Consider the following 16,484-nt stretch of genomic DNA (forward strand, 5'->3'; position numbering starts at 1 on the left):
TTATACAAAGGGAGGTTAGCCTCCCTTTGTATATTTTGGTCAAAGGTTTAATCTCAATAAAGCGTGATACGCTTGCTCGACCTCATCTGAAATAATTTGCTTCGTTTGAAAGCCTTGCTCGGGGTAGGTTTTTATCCTCGAAAAATCCTCAAGTAGGGCAGTCAATGCCACATCTAAAGTGAATTCCTCGTTGAGGTAATCGAAAAACGATTCGCCAGTCGAGGTCACAACCAGTGATTGATAATGCTCAGGCCATTGTTTTTCGAAAGTCGCAAAGGCTCGGCGTTCCATAAATGGTTTTTGAACCAAAATAATACGCTGTGTTTGTATCGATTTTTGCTGAAGTAGCTCGTGAGTTAATAGCACGTTCTCTCCTGAATTTGTGGCGTGAGTTTCGAGTAGAATATGTTCACTCGGTACGCCTGCATCTTTAGCAATGGTGGCAAATGTTTCCGCTTCGCTTTTGTCAAAAAGTCCTTCAGTAAAACGGCCCTGACCACCTGAAAACAGTAGGTAAGGTGCCATTTTTTGATGGTATAGAGAGGCTGCATATTCAGCAACACGAATATCATTGCTGCAAAAAACAAGGATAACGTCAGCCTGGCTGAGTTGTTGCCCCATTTGCATGTATTGCCAGAGCGTTTCGATATGTTGGTATAGATGTTTACTCATGGATCGCGAGTGCCTCTAACGTGTTGCCATAGTGGAATTGATAACCTAATTGTTCGATTTTGTTACTCATTATGCGTTTATCTGCAATGTCGACAATGGGAGGGAGAGGAGAGTTTAATTGTGCGGCATTCAGCGCTGCTTGATAAAACTCGGCTTTACTGACAGTTTGTGGTGTCGTGGCATTCACAATTTGATTCGACAATTTTTCCGCAGCAAAAGTCACCACTCCGACAGCATCCTCCAGATGCAACATATTTGCCGGTGCCAATCGACTGACTTGCGGCAGGCGCGCCGCAAAGCGCGAGGGATGACGATTCGGGCCAATTAACCCACTACAGCGCACGATAACGTAATTAAGATCAGAATCGATCACATATTGTTCGGCTTGGAGCATAATTCGTGCACCATCACTGAAGGCTTCATTTTGTTGTGCCAACAATAATGAGGCATCTTGTTCTAACATTTCCTTTGCTACGTTAGGGTACACCGATGTAGAACTGACCATAATTATTTTTTTCACATTGGCGAGTTTGGCTTGCTCAACCAAATATTGCCACTGCATGGGGTAGTCTTGCCCTTTTCCTTTTCGTAAGCCCGGCGGAAAACAGCCAATAACAATGTCACTGTGTTGCTGAATAAGGTGTTGGGATAAACTGTGATCGCGCTGAGTTAGATCGCAGCGAAAAGCGTGTAACCTTTTGTCTGTCAGCTCGTCAACACCAGAAAGGGTGGTTCGGCTAGCATAAACATTGTGCGCTTTCGTAGACAGAGTTTGCGCTAAGGGAAGACCTAGCCAGCCTGTACCGATAATCGTTATTGTACTCATGAAACAAGTTCTCCCTAAGTTGTTACATCATTAAATAGAGGTTCTACCTTGACCAACGAGTGGTCGTTTTCTTAAGAAAATGCCAATGGACGAAGTGTCCGAAGAAGTTGCCGCGCGGCTTTGTGAATAGGGTCAGAACTCAATTTTTGATGTTGAATCACGTCGATATTCGTAAACCAAGCTAATTGTTCAAACTCCACCGGAACGCGAACCAGTTTACCACGGGCATGTTCACTTTCCGCGAGGTGAGTTGGCAGTAAGCACCAACCAAGACCATCAATTGCCATCTCCAGCAATAAATAATAATTATCGGCATACCAAATGTCGGGGCTGAGTGCTTGATTGACGCTACTGAACTTATGGTTACGTGAGCGAATAATTAATTGTCGATGAAGCCTAAGCATATCAATATGTGCCGCCTTGTTACGAGCCAGTTCATGTCCAGCAGCGACGTAGACATCAAATTTTATCGAGCCAACACTTTCGAAATCTAAATTGCTGGGTAACACAAATTCACTAAATACGATCCCACAGGTGGCTCTTCCTTGTTCCACCATCTCGATGACGTCAGAACTTGAAGCGCTCAGACACTCTATTTCAATCATCGGAAACTGCAAAGATAACTCGCTAAATAGACGCGGAATACCTTGCAGCGGAATACCTTCGTCCATGGCCAATGAAAATTGTTGATTCGGTGTAGAAGCGAGCAACTTGGCATGGTGGGTTAGGCGTCGATGTTGTTGCAAGGTCGCTTCAGCATAAGGTAACAGCTTCTTACCTTCGGTCGTGAGCTGTGGGTATCGACCGGAACGGTTAAATAAAGTGACGCCACAATCAATCTCAAGGTTCATTATGTGTTGGCTAATCACCGATTGTGCCTTGCCGAGTTGCCGAGCAGCACCTGAAAACGACCCTGAAGTGATCGTTGCAACATAAGCTTCTAATTGTTCAATGCTCAACATATCTATTTAACCGATACTATCTAATTTTTAAGTATCTATAATATAGATGAAAATGACGGCATCAAAAATATCTCAATCAAAAATAAGAGAGATTCTATGTCGGTCAAAGAACGAATTTTCCATGCTGTTGTTTTTGAACTTACCGCACTTGCAATTTTAATTCCTCTTTCAGCCTTGATTACAGGGCAGGGTAGTGGTGACTTGGCTATGGTGGGGGCAGGATTAAGCTTACTTGCCGTAGTTTGGAACTATCAATACAACATTCTATTTGATCGATTATTTGGCAGTGATAGATCTGGTCGAAGCGCGAAAATACGGCTCTTACATACCACTGGTTTTGAAGGTGGGCTGGTTTTTGTGTCTATCCCTGCTATTGCTTGGATTTTAGAGATCACGCTTTGGCAAGCACTGATATTGGATATTGGATTCCTAGTGTTTTTCTTTATTTATACGATGGTCTTTAACTGGTGCTATGATAAATGGCAACCGTATAAACTTTTGTCTTTAAGAGCAGAGGCTCAAAAGAGTGATGAGCTAAAATAGTTAAGTAACTGAGTAGTGAGGAGATTTCAGGGCGTGAAGTTGAGAATATTACTCATATTACTAGTTGCCTTTAATGTGAATGCTGAACGGCAGACGGTTTACCTCACTTCATTGGAGTGGCCGCCTTATTCTGGCGTTAGTTTGATAGAAAATGGTTTTTCTGTGGCAGTTGCACGAGCCGCATTCGATATCATGGGTTATGAGCTCGAGGTCGATTTTAATCCATGGTCACGCACGGTTGCATCGGTCGCTAAGAAAGATCTCTATATTGGTTACTTCCCTGAATATTTTTTCGAAACGGACAGTTTTGTATTTTCTGAGCCAATAGGGACAGGGCCTCTTGGTTTTGTTGAGGCGATAGCAAAACCAATTTTATGGCAGTCTTTACAGGACTTGACCGATTACCGTCTTGGTGTTGTGCAAGGCTATAAAAATACTGCTGAGTTGGATGAGCTAATTGAAAAAGGTGAGGTTGATTGGGAGGCTGAAATTGATGACAGACATAATATTTACAAAGTGGCCAAAGGGAGGCTTGATCTTGCGGTGATTGATGTCAACGTGTTTGAATATTTAGTTGCTACAGACGCAAGAGCAGATATCCTTAAATCACGAGTCAAAATGAATGAAAGGTTATTGTTGGATGCTGAATTGTTTGTTGCATTTAAGAATACAGAACAAGGTAGGAGATGGAGAGGAGTGTTTAATGAAGGGCTAAAGCAAGTGGATATTGATGCTATAGCCCAACGTCTGAATCACAAATAAACGCTATTGGTTAAGAGCATAGCACTCGTAAGACTCGCTCCGCATGTTCAGCCACTTCAATGCCTTCATCGGTCAAGTAGCCACCGTCAGGCAGAGTACATAGATTTTTATTAAACAAGCTTTTCACTGCAGATTGTATCTCTTCAGATGCATCATTGTGCACTTTAATGCCTGTCGCAGCACTGCTTAAGTCAAATTGAAGCAGCAGATTTAGCTCGGCGATATGTTGTTGAGTAAATTTCATCTCGGCACCTATATAGTGAATGATTTTTTCTCACCATAAATTGCTCTTGATGTTGCTGCAATCAGTTGTTGTAAGAAGTGTTAGCTGCAACCAAATTGGGGATATTTCACACAGTATTATCCATTGAGTCAGAAACCCCCGATTCTCATTGCAGCGCTGATAACTGTCTAACTTGCATTGAGTGTGCATATTGAGAATGTCGGCATTAATCGAACTGAAGAGATAAAATCATCAATGTGCAATAAATCGACAATTATTCTGAATTGACATCTGTTTGCATGATTAAATTCCATGCATCATGTCACGGTAAAAACATTTTCAGTAAACATCAAAAATAGCCCTTGAATTGATCGGGAAATGGAGCGATTATCCGCGTCCTCTATTACTTGTTTCAAAATGTTTCACCATGAACTTAAACCAATTTGATTCCTTAATGCCACCACAAATGGCTGAACGCGCTGCGGAAACTGGTGTTGGAAAAGCAACCAAAGACCCAGTCAAGTCGTTCTTACTTGCTATTTCAGCAGGTTTACACATCGGTATTGCTTTCGTTTTTTATACCACAGTAACGACTGGCACTGGTGACATGGCTTGGGGTTTAAGTCGCTTTATTGGTGGCCTTGCTTTCAGTTTGGGGCTGATCTTGGTGGTGGTGACTGGTGGTGAACTTTTTACTAGCTCGGTATTAACTCTAGTGGCTCGAGCCAGTGGTAAAATTTCATGGGGAATGTTGATCAAAAACTGGGTCATTGTTTATTTTGGCAATTTAGCCGGGGCGCTGTTGTTGGTTGCCTGCATGCTGGTGTCTAAGCAGTATATGTTTGATGGCGGTCAAGTTGGACTAAACGCCATGGCTATCTCTCAGCACAAACTGCATCATGAGTTTTTACAAGCCATTGCGCTTGGCATTATGTGTAATGTATTGGTCTGTATTGCGGTTTGGATGACTTTTAGCGGTCGTACTTTAACCGATAAAATTATGGTGATGATTTTACCTGTTGCAATGTTTGTCGCAGCTGGTTTTGAGCACTGTATTGCCAACATGTTCCAAGTTCCTATGGCGATTGGTATTAAATATTTTGCTCCAGCTGAATTTTGGCAAATGACAGGAGCCAATATTGCCGATTATGCTGACTTGAATTTGATGGGTTTTTTAATGAATAACCTACTACCAGTGACCATTGGTAATATTATTGGTGGCGGTGTGTTTGTTGGTATGTGGTATTGGCTTATTTACCTGCGGGATGAATCACACTGATAGTGGGGTTTATCAATTACTTTAAAGCGACGTTTAACGTCGCTTTTTTAAACCCTAGAATAAACTCACCGCTAAAGGTTTTTTCAGGGGATAGCTAGCTTATCCACAATTTCTGTGGATAAGCTGTTTTAAAGATCGTGTGTAAGATTAACTTGATGATTTTTAGCACGAAAATCGGATAGCTTTTGTGTACTAATGCACTCTATTAGGGCAAGTATTTCCCTTATTGCCTGTCACGCATCGTTGACTTTCCTATCTTATCCTCTTCCTATTTGAAGTTGCAGCGGTGATGGCTACGTTAGTTCACTTTAATCGCATGGTTTATCTATGCTCATGGGGATGAACTCACTTGCCGCTTACCTACAATTTCAAGTTGTTTGGGTATAGATTAACTTTCATTACTTTCTCTCCTCGAATTCGTCTTTAGTTTCCCTAATTACGCCTTGTTTAGGTCTAATTTTACAGGGAGAAAATCATGTTTCCCTTGCATTTTCTAGCAACATTTTCTTTACACTGTCGCGTTTTTTTTATCCATTTTGGGGGAGGTTTTTCAGTCATACATTTTTATTGCACTTGATGGATGTATTCATTTTGTTTCCCGTTTAACATATTTAAAACAAAATTAAAATGACACATTTATTCATATATTTACACATGGTTTTTTAATAAAACACAACTCGGTATGAGCTCAAAAAAGTGTGTTATTAAAGGCCTGGTGAGGTGTTAATTTATTGAACCTTACTAAGAGTATGGTCTAACATTTTACATTAGAAATTGTAAAAGTTTGGCTTGTTAGGCCGAGCTACTCAAAATTACTTCATTACAAAATAGGTAAATGTATGAGTGATGTTAATAAAATGGAGAGTGGTGAGAAGCGTTCTCTTGAATGGAAATCTTTCCTCTTAATTACCGTAGTTCTCTTTCCGATCTTAAGTATCGCCTTTGTTGGTGGCTATGGATTTATTGTTTGGATGCTACAAGTATTCTTCTTAGGTCCCCCAGGTGTGCACGGTTAGTTCCGTAGCTTATAACTTCCACTTTTGATCGAAATTTTAAGAGAGCTAATCATGAAATCATTGTTAGTCAAAATCTGGCGAACCATGACCCGCCCAGCGGTTCACATCAGCCTTGGTGTGTTAACCATGGGGGGCTTTATCGCTGGTGTCATTTTCTGGGGTGGTTTCAATACCGCACTGGAAGCAACCAATACTGAAGAATTCTGCATCAGTTGTCACACCATGCGTGACAATGTGTACGTTGAATTACAAGAAACGGTTCACTGGAAAAATCACTCAGGTGTTCGCGCTACATGTCCTGATTGCCATGTTCCACATGAATGGACGGCAAAAATTGCGCGTAAAATGCAAGCTTCTAAAGAAGTGTTTGCACAAATTTTTGGTGACTTAGGTACACCTGAAAAGTTTGAAGAACGTCGTATTGAATTGGCAAAACATGAATGGGATCGTTTTTCTGCTAACAAGTCCTTAGAGTGTAAAAATTGCCATAACTACGAATCTATGGATTTCGAGCAAATGTCTCCAACCGCGCGAATTCAAATGAAACAGGCGGCAGAGAAAGATCAAAGTTGTGTTGATTGCCATAAAGGCATTGCGCATAACTTGCCGAAAAATATGGACAGTTCAGGTGGCCTAATTGGTGAGCTTGAAGGTATGGCATCTCGTACCGATTACTCTGTCGGCAAACAGATTGTCAGCGTTCGTTTCTTACCGGTTTATGAAGATGCACAAGCTAAAGTTGAAGCCGGTTTACTCAACCCAGCCTCTACCGTAACCGTTCTTGATGAGAAAGGTGAGATGGTACAGGTCGAAATTGATGGTTGGAGAAAAGCCAAAGGCTTTGGTCGTGTGATTCAAGAAGACTTCGGTATGAATATCGCGGTAGGTTCGCTGATGAAAGAAGCGGCCCAAAGTGATTCTATCGTGGCTGTTGGTGAGAAAAAAGTGGATGATCTGACAGGCCTTCCATGGGAGAAAGTCAGTGCGAAAGTCTGGATGAAGAAAGAAGCGATGCTAAGCGATGTTGCCCCTATCTGGGAAAAAGCCAGTGAAGCTTACAAAACCAACTGCTCTGTTTGTCACACTCAACCAGATGAAGCGCACTTTGATGCGAATACTTGGCCAGGTATGTTCAACGGTATGATGGCGTTCGTTAACTTTGATACTGACAGTGAAGCCTTAGTATTGAAGTATTTGCAAAAACACTCTTCAGATTTTGCTGAAGGTCACCATTAATCAACGTCACACGGAGTTTTTAAAATGGCTATTACACGAAGAAGTTTTCTTAAAGGTGTAGCAACCACCAGCGCGGCGTCGGTTATTGGCCCTAGTTTACTGGCCTCGACAGCAGCTAATGCCGCAGAAACAACAGGAACGTGGAAAGTATCCGGTTCTCACTGGGGCGCATTTCGCGCCCATATCTACGCGGGTAAAGTTCAAGAGATCAAACCGTTAGAGTCTGATACTCACCCAACCGATATGCTTAACGGCATTAAGGGCATTATTTATAGCCCTTCGCGTGTGCGTTACCCAATGGTTCGCCTTGACTGGTTGAAGAAGCATAAGTACAGCGCAGAAACGCGTGGTAATAATCGTTTCATCCGAGTGACTTGGGATGAAGCGTTGGACCTATTTTATCGTGAACTAGAACGTGTTCAGAAAGATTATGGCCCATGGGCATTACACGCAGGTCAAACGGGTTGGAACCAGACTGGTTCTTTCCACAACTGTACGGCGATGATGCAACGTGGCGTAGGTATGCACGGTAACTTCATCAGCAAAGTCGGTGACTACTCGACAGGGGCAGGTCAAACGATTTTGCCTTACGTATTGGGTTCAACCGAAGTGTATGCTCAAGGTACATCGTGGTCTGAAATCTTAGAAAATTCAGACAATATTGTGCTGTGGGCAACCGACCCTGTCAAAAACCTCCAAGTTGGTTGGAACTGTGAAACTCACCAATCCTTCCCTTACCTTGAGCAGTTAAAAGAAAAGGTAGCAAAAGGGGAGATAAACGTACTGTCGGTCGATCCAGTCAAGAACAAAACACAACGTTTCCTAGAAAACGACCACTTATACATTAACCCACAGACTGATGTGGCGTTTATGTTAGCGGTGGCGCATGTGCTTTATAACGAAGATCTTTACGACAAAGAGTTCATTAAAACATACTGTCTAGGTTTTGATACCTTCATTCAGTATGTGCAAGGTGAAACGAAAGATAAAGTCGTTAAAACCCCAGAGTGGGCGGCTGAGATCTGTGGTGTAAACGCTGAGAAAATCCGCGAATTCGCTCGCATGTTAGTTAATGGCCGCACGCAGTTGCTGTTTGGTTGGTGTATCCAACGTCAAGAGCATGGTGAACAGCCATACTGGGCGGGCGCGGTTATTGCGGCTATGGTTGGTCAAATTGGCCTACCTGGTGGTGGTATTTCTTATGGACACCATTATTCAGGTATTGGTGTGTCATCAACCGGTTTTGCTGCGCCAGGTGGTTTTCCTCGTAACTTGGATACCGGTTCTAAACCGAAATGGGATAACGAGAATTACAACGGCTACAGTAAAACCATCCCTGTTGCGCGTTGGGTTGACTGTTTGTTAGAACCCGGTAAAGAGATCCGTTATAACGGTTCAAAAGTAAAATTGCCGGATTATAAGATGATGGTTATCTCGGGTAATAATCCGTGGCACCATCATCAAGACCGTAACCGCATGAAGAAAGCATTCCGCAAGCTTCAAACCGTAGTGACAGTTGATTTTGCTTGGACTGCAACATGTCGTTTCTCTGATATCGTACTGCCAGCTTGTACACAGTTCGAGCGCAATGATATCGACGTTTACGGCTCGTACTCAGGTAAGGGTTTGATTGCAATGCATCGTTTGGTTGATCCGTTGTTCCAATCTCGTACTGACTTTGAGATTTTCACTGAACTGACTCGCCGTTTTGGCCGCCATGAGGAATTTACTCGTGGAATGGATGAAATGGAGTGGGTACGCTCACTGTATGAAGATTGTAAGAAAGCCAATGCTGGTAAATTTGAACTACCTGAATTTGATGCATTCTGGGAGCAAAGCGTGCTTGATTTTGGCGAAGGTAAACCTTGGGTTCGTCATGCGGATTTCCGTAAAGATCCAGAGATCAACGCGCTAGGTACGCCATCAGGTTTCATTGAAATTACGTCACGTAAAATCGGGCGTTATGGTTATGAACATTGCCAAGATCACCCAATGTGGTTTGAGAAAACCGAACGTTCTCATGGCGGTCCAGGTTCGGAAAAACACCCGTACTGGTTACAGTCTTGTCACCCTGATAAACGCCTGCATTCACAAATGTGTGAATCTGAAGAGTATCGTGCAACTTACGCGGTGCAAGGTCGTGAACCTGTCTATATCAACCCGATTGATGCTAAGGAAAAAGGCATTAAAGACGGCGATTTGGTTCGAGTATATAACGATCGTGGTCAGTTACTTGCTGGGGCTGTGCTATCAGATAGCTACCCTCGTGGTATCATTCGTATCGAAGAAGGCGCATGGTATGGGCCGCTCAGCGAGAAAGATGGTGCTATCTGTACTTATGGTGATCCAAATACCTTAACGTTAGATGTGGGGTCATCTGAGCTAGCGCAGGCGACTTCAGCCAATACGTGTATTGTCGACTTCGAGAAGTTTACCGGTAAAGTGCCGCCAGTAACGTCGTTCGGTGGACCACTAGAAGTCGTCTAACCCTAGCAGAGACTTACATCTTAAGTGATATTGCAATGCCAGCCTTTGAGCTGGCATTATTCTTTCTTATTATTGAACAAATCGGTTGATAAGTAGTTAACCAAGATAAAACGTGACCCAATTAACTAACTGAGTTATTAATTCATTAGACACTGTTAATAACAGTCATTTTTGCTGAGGTTACCATGACAACAATACTGCTACCGTGCCATCGAGAAGTGGAACTACTCCAATCGGATTTGAATGCTGAGCTGCAAGGTTGTGAACTTCATTTTTCCTATGCGGGAATTCACAATTCCCCGATTTCTGATCGCTATGCATTATTTCGTCTCTTATTCGACGTAGAATCTGACGCGAAAGTGATCGGCGATGGTTTCCAAATGTTAGCGCAAACGGCAGGCCAGCCACATTACCCGCAAGATGTAGGTCGCTGTCCAGATAACAGCTTAAGCTATCGTATCTATTCCCCCCAAGATACAAAACGGTACTACAACTATTTGGTGGTTGAAGAATCTACAGGCTATCAACTGTTCGGTTTTACTTCATGTCATCGTTTTGCCGGATACTTTGAGATGATTGAAGAGAGAGGACATTCTTACCTCGTTGCTGCTATTGATGGGGAAAATACGCATCCACAAGATTGGGCCGAAAATCAATTAGAATCGGTGGTTATCTTAAGAGGGGAGTCGTTATCTACGCTTTATCACGAGTATGCTCAACATATTATGGTGCATCATCAGCCTCGTTCAGGGGTTACCCAGCAAGCACCTATCGGCTGGTGTTCTTGGTATGCTTATTATGCAGACGTAACAGAGCAGCACGTCATATCAAATGTAGCTTGTATGCAAGGGGAGCTGGCGGAGCTCGAATGGGTATTACTTGATGACGGTTATCAAGCATTTATGGGAGATTGGCTAACCCCGTCGGATAAATTTACTCGTGGTGTAAAATCCGTCATTGAAGATATCAAGCAAGCGGGGAAAAAACCGGCGATCTGGCTGGCTCCATTTATCGCTCAAGCAGAATCTCAGGTATTTAAAGAACACCCCGATTGGTTCGTACAAGGTGCAAATCGCCAGCCAATGAAAGCAGACGAAGTTACCTATGGAGGCTGGCGTTGTACACCTTGGTATATTTTAGATACTTCCAATCCCGAAGTGCAGGAGCACTTAACTTATGTTGTTAAAACCATGCGAGAAGAGTGGGGCGTCGAGTTATTCAAACTAGACGCTAATTATTGGGGGGCACTCAAAGGCCGTCGCTACCAAACAGGAGTTACGGGGGTTGAAGCGTATCGACTTGGAATGCAAGCCATTGCCGAGGGGGCGGGAGATGCCTGGTTATTGGGCTGTAATGCGCCGATGTGGCCATCATTAGGTTTGGTGGATGCGATGCGGGTATCGGATGATGTCGAGCGCTGCGCACATCGTTTTGAGCAAATAGCGAAAGAGGCTTTCTACCGAAGTTGGCAGCATCGTAAGTTATGGCAAATTGATCCTGATTGTGCCACGTTCACTTCTTTACCGAATCAATCGACCGAGCGCGCAAACTACGAATTCCACCGTAATGTACTGCTCGCCTGTGGCGGCTTACTGCTTTCAGGTGACCCACTTCCGGATCTAACCAGTTTTGCGAAACAGAGCTTAATTAAACTAATGATTAGGCACAAACATAATCAGGAATCGGCAAAATTAACGTCGTTGGCGCTTAATCATGCTTTCTTGAAACTCACCGATCGTAATGATTTGCACTGTTTGTTTAACTATGGTGGTAAAGCTCAAGATTACACCTTAACGGCCAATTATGCGGTGGATTGGTATGATTATTGGTCTGGAGAAAAATTATCAGTAGAGCCGGTTCAGGTGCTGGAAGTGCCACTGGCGAGCGGTTTAACCAGTCGTGCTGTTATTACTTCAGGTTAGGATTTGGTAGTGCTTTACACTTTGTATACCTCTCCTACTTCAAGTCATTTAGGTACAGTGTTTAATAGAAATGTAACCAAACGGCAATCTGTGTTTGGTATTACATTTCAAACCACCAGTAGCATCCATATCCTACGATTAAAGCTGGTATTGAGGTGTACACTGTGGCGAGTATCGCTGCTTTGGGTGCTAATGCAATGGCTGGAAAAAGCGCGTCACCATCGTTAGAGATCGCATTTGAAATTTGGGTTGAGAATGGCACTACACCAGAAAGGTATAAGCTAGTGATTAATATTTGAGGCCCACAACCTGGTAATAAACCCACAACGACGCCTAGTAAAGGCATCCATTCAGCCCATTCAGCTAAATCTTTAATCGGCTCCCAGCCAGAAAAATGACGAATCAATTCAAATGATAGAAAAGCAATGATGACCCACGCACTGACAAAGTGAGTATCTTGTGCAGCTTTTTGAATAGGGTGGGCACTTTGCGCTTTTTTATCTTCAGAGACGGTGGATTGATAACTGTCGAGTTCTGTGGTGAGAGACCAAAGTAGCATGCTAATAATGGCAAGTATTGCTCCTATCCATTGCATGGTTTGAGCCTTTAAATTGAAAAATACATTAAGATCAATTTGGAACGATCCAGCGATCGCAACAAAAGAAGTGGGGATCAACAATAGTTTCCAAAACAGCCCTTGCAAATTCAGCGCTGTTGATTGTACATGCTGTGATGGAGAGTTTGTTGGTGGTGATAGCTGAAGCGGACTTTTCTGTGGGCGTAAGAAGGCGTCATCATGAAAATAATTGATCACAAATCCAGTCAGACAACCAGTAATAATTCCGATACTAATAACGCCCAATCCGGTGAGTGGTTTACTTGCCAATAGTAAAAATGCTGCGTCCCCCATGGTAGAGGTTAATACCGCAACCAATGCCCCAAAACCAACGCGTCCGCTAACAAATTGCGTTGTAACGACAATGGCTCCACCACATCCGGGCAGCGCACCCAGTAAAGAAGCAATAATAACTTGGATGTGCCTTGATTGTTGGTACGCCAAAACCAGCCAGTGAGCAGAGCTCATATAACGAGATAAGTAGTGATAGCAGGTCAAGGTCAACGCGACATAAGTTGATACGGCCCAGAATGCATCAGAAAGAGCGCCTAATGAGAGCGAGCGAGTATGCTCATTAAACAGCAATATGATCAATAACAATGGCAGAGCTAACCGTTGGTAACCACAGTTAAATTGTGAGGGAGCAAAAGCTGAGTTAGACCATTTGATTGAGTTCATAGCACACCTTATAAAATTCATTGCTCATGTTGGTGAAATGAGAATCGTTATCATTATATGCTATTGAGAATTATTCGCAATTGAGAGTTGTTAATTTTTGAAAAGAATTTCTTAGTAGCAACTCATGACAAATTCTGAAAATAAGGTAAAGTAACGGCCTTTATGAGCAATTTCGCCTATCAACATAGATAGGCCATCAAATCAAATAGCAATAAATAGGAAGAAAGATGATTCTAGTTGTCGGTCATAAGAACCCAGATAGCGATAGTATTTGTAGTGCACTTGTGGCAACTGAGCTGCTAAAAGCTCGTGGTCAAGAGGCTATGCCGATCCGTCAAGGTGAAATCAATCGCGAAACTCAGCACATCCTAGAAGTCGCTGGCGCAGAGTCTCCAGAATTACGCACTTCTGTTGCTGGTGAAAAAATTTGGTTAGTAGATTACTCAGATCTAGCACAAGCACCTGACGATGTCGCTGAAGCTGAAATCTTAGGTATTGTTGATCACCACCGTCTAGGTGACGTGATGACAGTAAACCCAATGGAAGCTTGGATCTGGCCTGTTGGTTGTACTAACACTGTTCTGTTCAACATGTTCAAGATTGAAGGTCACACGATTTCTCAACAGGTTGCTAAACTAATGATGTCTGCAATTTTGTCTGACACGGTCGGTTTTGCTTCACCAACGTGTACGCAAAAAGACAAAGATGCAGTTGCAGAACTGGCTGAAATTGCTGATGTACAAGACGTTGACGCATTCATTAAAGATCTTCTTATTGCGAAAACAGATATTGAAGGCTTGTCTGCTGCTGAATTGGTAGAAAAAGATCTAAAAGGCTATCCATTTAACGGCCGTGATGTTGTGGTAGGCCAAGTGGAACTAGCAACGCTTGAGCAGGTTGATGGCATGATTGAAGCAATTGAAGCGGATCTTGTTCGTCGCTGTGAAGAAGACAATCTTGCTTTTGCCGCTGTGATGCTAACCGACATCACTACTGCGCAAACCCGTTTGCTTTACACTGGTGAGTGGGCTGAGAAACTAGCCAAGCACCAGAAAGATGGCATGTTGATGATGGAAAATACGCTAAGCCGTAAGAAGCAAGGCTGGCCTTGGCTTCAAGCTGAATTAGTATAGTAAGCTCATCCCTTAAATTTACGATAAATAAAACGCCCGCAGTGTTACACTGTGGGCGTTTTCTATGAGACAACCGGAGAATGATTATGGCGAAAGCACTTAGCGCAGAACAGATCGAAACCATCAATCGCTACAATGAAGAAGATCGCTTTAAATATTGTGTTAAAGAAATAGTAGTGAATCGTGAAGTTTGGATTCTAAAAGACGAACACGGTTGTGTGATGCTGAACACGGAAGATGATGATTGTGTGCCAGTATGGCCAAATCAAGAGTTCGCAGCAGCGTGGGCTACCGGTGAATGGGAAGCATGCCAACCTGAATCAATCTCTCTCAATAAGTGGCACAGTCGCTGGACCACAGGCCTAGAAGATGATGAACTTTCTGTGGTTGTATTTCCTAACGAACGTGAAGAAGGCGTGGTACTGTTTCCTGATGAGTTCGATTTTGAATTGAAGAAGCAGCAAGCAAAGCAGCGTTAATCCACAACCTATCAGAGCGCTCAATTTATTAGCAGTCGATGAGTTTGGTGGTTGATTTTTATCGGTGGCTCAATAGCCTATGAGCTGATAAAGAGGTGCGGATTTTGACAGGGTGACAGCATTATTCAGTACACCCTGTTGTTCATACTCTTTAAGTATCGACTGAATAACGCTTTTAACTTCCTTTTCTTGCATCCCCGTTTTTAGTCGTTTGTCATAAAGCATACTCAATAAGATAACGTCAAGTGGAGACAATAGTTCTTCCGGTGTTTCATCATTAAATATTGAAGGGTAGGCTTGTTGTGAATCATTAGGTAGGCCAAGTACTTGCGTTATTTCTTCAACAATACAAGCGAGCAGTTTACCGCGCTCATGGGCTTTATCGACAGGAATAATGATTACCGCTTTTATGATCTCATGAGTGTCAATATCGGTTGTGTAGTTGGCGATACAGATTGAATTATTTAAAACCCCCAAGCTGCTTTTGCCAATATGTGTTGCTACTTCATTTTCCCATTTGGCTTCTTTGGTAAAAATCCACGTTACGTTGGCTTCATCACGGTTAGAGACTCGATAAATAGGGTGATGTGTCACCAATGCCAAGTGTTGAATATGTAAGTCAACTAGCTCGTCGTGCAAGGCTTTATCGGGCACATCATGCTGTACCCATATTTTTACCGGTTGTGCCCATTTGACTAAGGGGTATTTGCCTGCGTTATATTCGTTACGCAATGCAACTTGGACGAACGCCTTACTGATAAAGCTTTTGTCCTTCCATGTTTCGCTATAGGCCCAAGCGGAAGCGCTAAAAACGAGCAATAAACAGGCCGCTAATCTCACTTTCCCTAGCAAAGTTTTTCCTATTTGAAGTAAGGCGCTTTATTGAAATGGCTTTCAATCATACGCTGAGTGATCGGGTGTTCTGGATTGGCTAATACCGTTTGAGTATCGCCAGATTCGACGACTTCGCCCTCATGCATCACCATAATTTTGTCGGTAATGTGCTTCACAATACCAATGTGTTGAGAAACATAGACAAATGAAACGCCCATTTCTTCTTGTAGCTCTAGAAACAGATTGATGATCTGTGAACGCATTGCCATATCTAAGCCATTGAGTGCTTCATCCGCGACGATGATCGACGGTTGCAGAATAAGGGCGCGAGCTAAGCAGACACGTTGCTTTTGTCCTGTCGCTAACATCTGCGGATAGAAATAAGCATGTTCTGGCAATAAACCAACCCGTAAAAGCGTCTCTTTTACGCGCTTCATGCGAGCCTCGACGGGCATATTAGTATTTCGTTTGAGTGGCCCTTCAAGAATGCGTCCGATCTGAATACGCGGGTTTAATGATGTATTCGGGTCTTGGAAAATCATGCGAATGAGTTTACAACGCGTTGAGTAATCTTTGTGCTCAAGAAGCTCACCATTTACTCGGATTTCTCCAGAAGTAGGTTCAACCATACCGGAGATCATCCGTGCTAGCGTCGATTTACCTGAACCATTTTGACCAATAAAGCCGATCGTTTGTCCTGCATCGAGGGTAAAGCTGACCGGTTTCACCGCGTGCTGTATTTTCTTGCGAAACAGTCCAGATCGAGTGACGAAATCTTTGGATAATCCGTTAACTTCTAGCAGTGAAGTGGTCATG

At 43.0% G+C, this 16,484-nt stretch carries 16 protein-coding genes; 9 read left to right on the forward strand and 7 right to left on the reverse strand.

The features are described from left to right. Window positions 1–39: 39 nt before the first annotated feature. From EYW48_RS07890 to EYW48_RS07900, 3 genes are all read right to left on the reverse strand, one after another. Window positions 40–672, reverse strand: coding sequence for a YdcF family protein (locus tag EYW48_RS07890; RefSeq protein ID WP_277432211.1), 633 nt, complete (start codon window positions 670–672; stop codon window positions 40–42). Next, window positions 665–1,498, reverse strand: coding sequence for an NAD(P)H-binding protein (locus EYW48_RS07895; RefSeq protein ID WP_053309959.1), 834 nt, complete (start codon window positions 1,496–1,498; stop codon window positions 665–667). The genes EYW48_RS07890 and EYW48_RS07895 overlap by 8 nt, the downstream gene beginning before the upstream one ends. A gap of 71 nt (window positions 1,499–1,569) precedes the next feature. Then, window positions 1,570–2,460 carry a LysR family transcriptional regulator gene (locus tag EYW48_RS07900; protein WP_053309958.1) on the reverse strand — a complete coding sequence of 297 codons (891 nt, stop codon included), beginning with the start codon at window positions 2,458–2,460 and terminating at the stop codon, window positions 1,570–1,572. Window positions 2,461–2,556: 96 nt separating this feature from the next. Here EYW48_RS07900 and EYW48_RS07905 point away from each other — a divergent pair, with 96 nt between their 5' ends. Further along, window positions 2,557–3,003 (forward strand): PACE efflux transporter, encoded by a 447-nt coding sequence (locus EYW48_RS07905; protein WP_277432212.1) that lies wholly within the window; start codon window positions 2,557–2,559, stop codon window positions 3,001–3,003. A 33-nt stretch (window positions 3,004–3,036) separates the two neighbouring features. Continuing rightward, window positions 3,037–3,765, forward strand: coding sequence for a transporter substrate-binding domain-containing protein (locus tag EYW48_RS07910; RefSeq protein ID WP_277432213.1), 729 nt, complete (start codon window positions 3,037–3,039; stop codon window positions 3,763–3,765). Window positions 3,766–3,775: 10 nt separating this feature from the next. On the opposite strand, the gene EYW48_RS07915 is transcribed toward EYW48_RS07910, so the two are convergent. Next, a complete protein-coding gene (locus tag EYW48_RS07915; RefSeq protein WP_168522400.1) occupies window positions 3,776–4,009 on the reverse strand; it encodes a TIGR02647 family protein in 234 nt (77 codons plus the stop codon). Between the two features lie 406 nt (window positions 4,010–4,415). Here EYW48_RS07915 and focA point away from each other — a divergent pair, with 406 nt between their 5' ends. From focA to EYW48_RS07940, 5 genes are all read left to right on the forward strand, one after another. Beyond that, window positions 4,416–5,267 carry a formate transporter FocA gene (gene focA, locus EYW48_RS07920; protein ID WP_053309954.1) on the forward strand — a complete coding sequence of 284 codons (852 nt, stop codon included), beginning with the start codon at window positions 4,416–4,418 and terminating at the stop codon, window positions 5,265–5,267. Window positions 5,268–6,106: 839 nt separating this feature from the next. After that, the gene (gene torE, locus EYW48_RS07925) at window positions 6,107–6,283 is read left to right on the forward strand and encodes a trimethylamine N-oxide reductase system protein TorE (protein ID WP_053309953.1); all 177 of its coding nucleotides are present in this window, start codon (window positions 6,107–6,109) and stop codon (window positions 6,281–6,283) included. A gap of 51 nt (window positions 6,284–6,334) precedes the next feature. Continuing rightward, window positions 6,335–7,519, forward strand: coding sequence for a pentaheme c-type cytochrome TorC (gene torC / locus EYW48_RS07930; protein ID WP_053309952.1), 1,185 nt, complete (start codon window positions 6,335–6,337; stop codon window positions 7,517–7,519). Window positions 7,520–7,543: 24 nt separating this feature from the next. Continuing rightward, window positions 7,544–10,006: a trimethylamine-N-oxide reductase TorA gene (torA, locus tag EYW48_RS07935; protein WP_053309951.1), complete on the forward strand. Its 2,463-nt coding sequence runs from the start codon at window positions 7,544–7,546 to the stop codon at window positions 10,004–10,006. Between the two features lie 185 nt (window positions 10,007–10,191). Further along, window positions 10,192–11,928, forward strand: a complete 1,737-nt coding sequence (locus EYW48_RS07940) for an alpha-galactosidase (protein WP_277432214.1) — start codon at window positions 10,192–10,194, stop codon at window positions 11,926–11,928. Between the two features lie 100 nt (window positions 11,929–12,028). Here the strand turns inward: EYW48_RS07940 and EYW48_RS07945 are convergent, their stop codons facing one another. After that, a complete protein-coding gene (locus tag EYW48_RS07945) occupies window positions 12,029–13,222 on the reverse strand; it encodes a putative manganese transporter (protein ID WP_176245641.1) in 1,194 nt (397 codons plus the stop codon). A gap of 227 nt (window positions 13,223–13,449) precedes the next feature. Between EYW48_RS07945 and EYW48_RS07950 the strand changes: the two genes are divergently transcribed. Both EYW48_RS07950 and EYW48_RS07955 read left to right on the forward strand, forming a co-directional pair. Further along, the gene (locus EYW48_RS07950; RefSeq protein ID WP_053309948.1) at window positions 13,450–14,355 is read left to right on the forward strand and encodes a manganese-dependent inorganic pyrophosphatase; all 906 of its coding nucleotides are present in this window, start codon (window positions 13,450–13,452) and stop codon (window positions 14,353–14,355) included. An 86-nt stretch (window positions 14,356–14,441) separates the two neighbouring features. Further along, entirely contained in the window at window positions 14,442–14,834 is a 393-nt protein-coding gene (locus EYW48_RS07955) for a DUF2750 domain-containing protein (protein WP_053310442.1), read from the forward strand. 69 nt (window positions 14,835–14,903) lie between these two features. Here the strand turns inward: EYW48_RS07955 and EYW48_RS07960 are convergent, their stop codons facing one another. Then, the gene (locus EYW48_RS07960; protein ID WP_053309947.1) at window positions 14,904–15,686 is read right to left on the reverse strand and encodes a DUF2927 domain-containing protein; all 783 of its coding nucleotides are present in this window, start codon (window positions 15,684–15,686) and stop codon (window positions 14,904–14,906) included. A gap of 8 nt (window positions 15,687–15,694) precedes the next feature. After that, on the reverse strand, window positions 15,695–16,483 hold the full coding sequence (locus tag EYW48_RS07965; protein ID WP_053310441.1) for an ABC transporter ATP-binding protein: 789 nt from the start codon (window positions 16,481–16,483) through the stop codon (window positions 15,695–15,697). Window position 16,484 lies beyond the last annotated feature (1 nt).

It is taken from the genome of Vibrio sp. 1180_3, assembly GCF_029478545.1.
Classification (GTDB): Bacteria; Pseudomonadota; Gammaproteobacteria; order Enterobacterales; family Vibrionaceae; genus Vibrio; species Vibrio aestuarianus.

Coding starts and splice junctions, on each gene's coding strand:
- EYW48_RS07965 (WP_053310441.1), bottom strand. CDS start 16,483: ATGACCACTTCACTGCTAGAAGTTAACGGATTATCCAAAGATTTCGTC.
- EYW48_RS07900 (WP_053309958.1), bottom strand. CDS start 2,460: ATGTTGAGCATTGAACAATTAGAAGCTTATGTTGCAACGATCACTTCA.
- EYW48_RS07905 (WP_277432212.1), top strand. CDS start 2,557: ATGTCGGTCAAAGAACGAATTTTCCATGCTGTTGTTTTTGAACTTACC.
- focA (WP_053309954.1), top strand. CDS start 4,416: ATGAACTTAAACCAATTTGATTCCTTAATGCCACCACAAATGGCTGAA.
- EYW48_RS07890 (WP_277432211.1), bottom strand. CDS start 672: ATGAGTAAACATCTATACCAACATATCGAAACGCTCTGGCAATACATG.
- EYW48_RS07955 (WP_053310442.1), top strand. CDS start 14,442: ATGGCGAAAGCACTTAGCGCAGAACAGATCGAAACCATCAATCGCTAC.
- torC (WP_053309952.1), top strand. CDS start 6,335: ATGAAATCATTGTTAGTCAAAATCTGGCGAACCATGACCCGCCCAGCG.
- EYW48_RS07895 (WP_053309959.1), bottom strand. CDS start 1,498: ATGAGTACAATAACGATTATCGGTACAGGCTGGCTAGGTCTTCCCTTA.
- EYW48_RS07940 (WP_277432214.1), top strand. CDS start 10,192: ATGACAACAATACTGCTACCGTGCCATCGAGAAGTGGAACTACTCCAA.
- EYW48_RS07915 (WP_168522400.1), bottom strand. CDS start 4,009: ATGAAATTTACTCAACAACATATCGCCGAGCTAAATCTGCTGCTTCAA.
- EYW48_RS07950 (WP_053309948.1), top strand. CDS start 13,450: ATGATTCTAGTTGTCGGTCATAAGAACCCAGATAGCGATAGTATTTGT.
- torE (WP_053309953.1), top strand. CDS start 6,107: ATGAGTGATGTTAATAAAATGGAGAGTGGTGAGAAGCGTTCTCTTGAA.
- torA (WP_053309951.1), top strand. CDS start 7,544: ATGGCTATTACACGAAGAAGTTTTCTTAAAGGTGTAGCAACCACCAGC.
- EYW48_RS07945 (WP_176245641.1), bottom strand. CDS start 13,222: ATGAACTCAATCAAATGGTCTAACTCAGCTTTTGCTCCCTCACAATTT.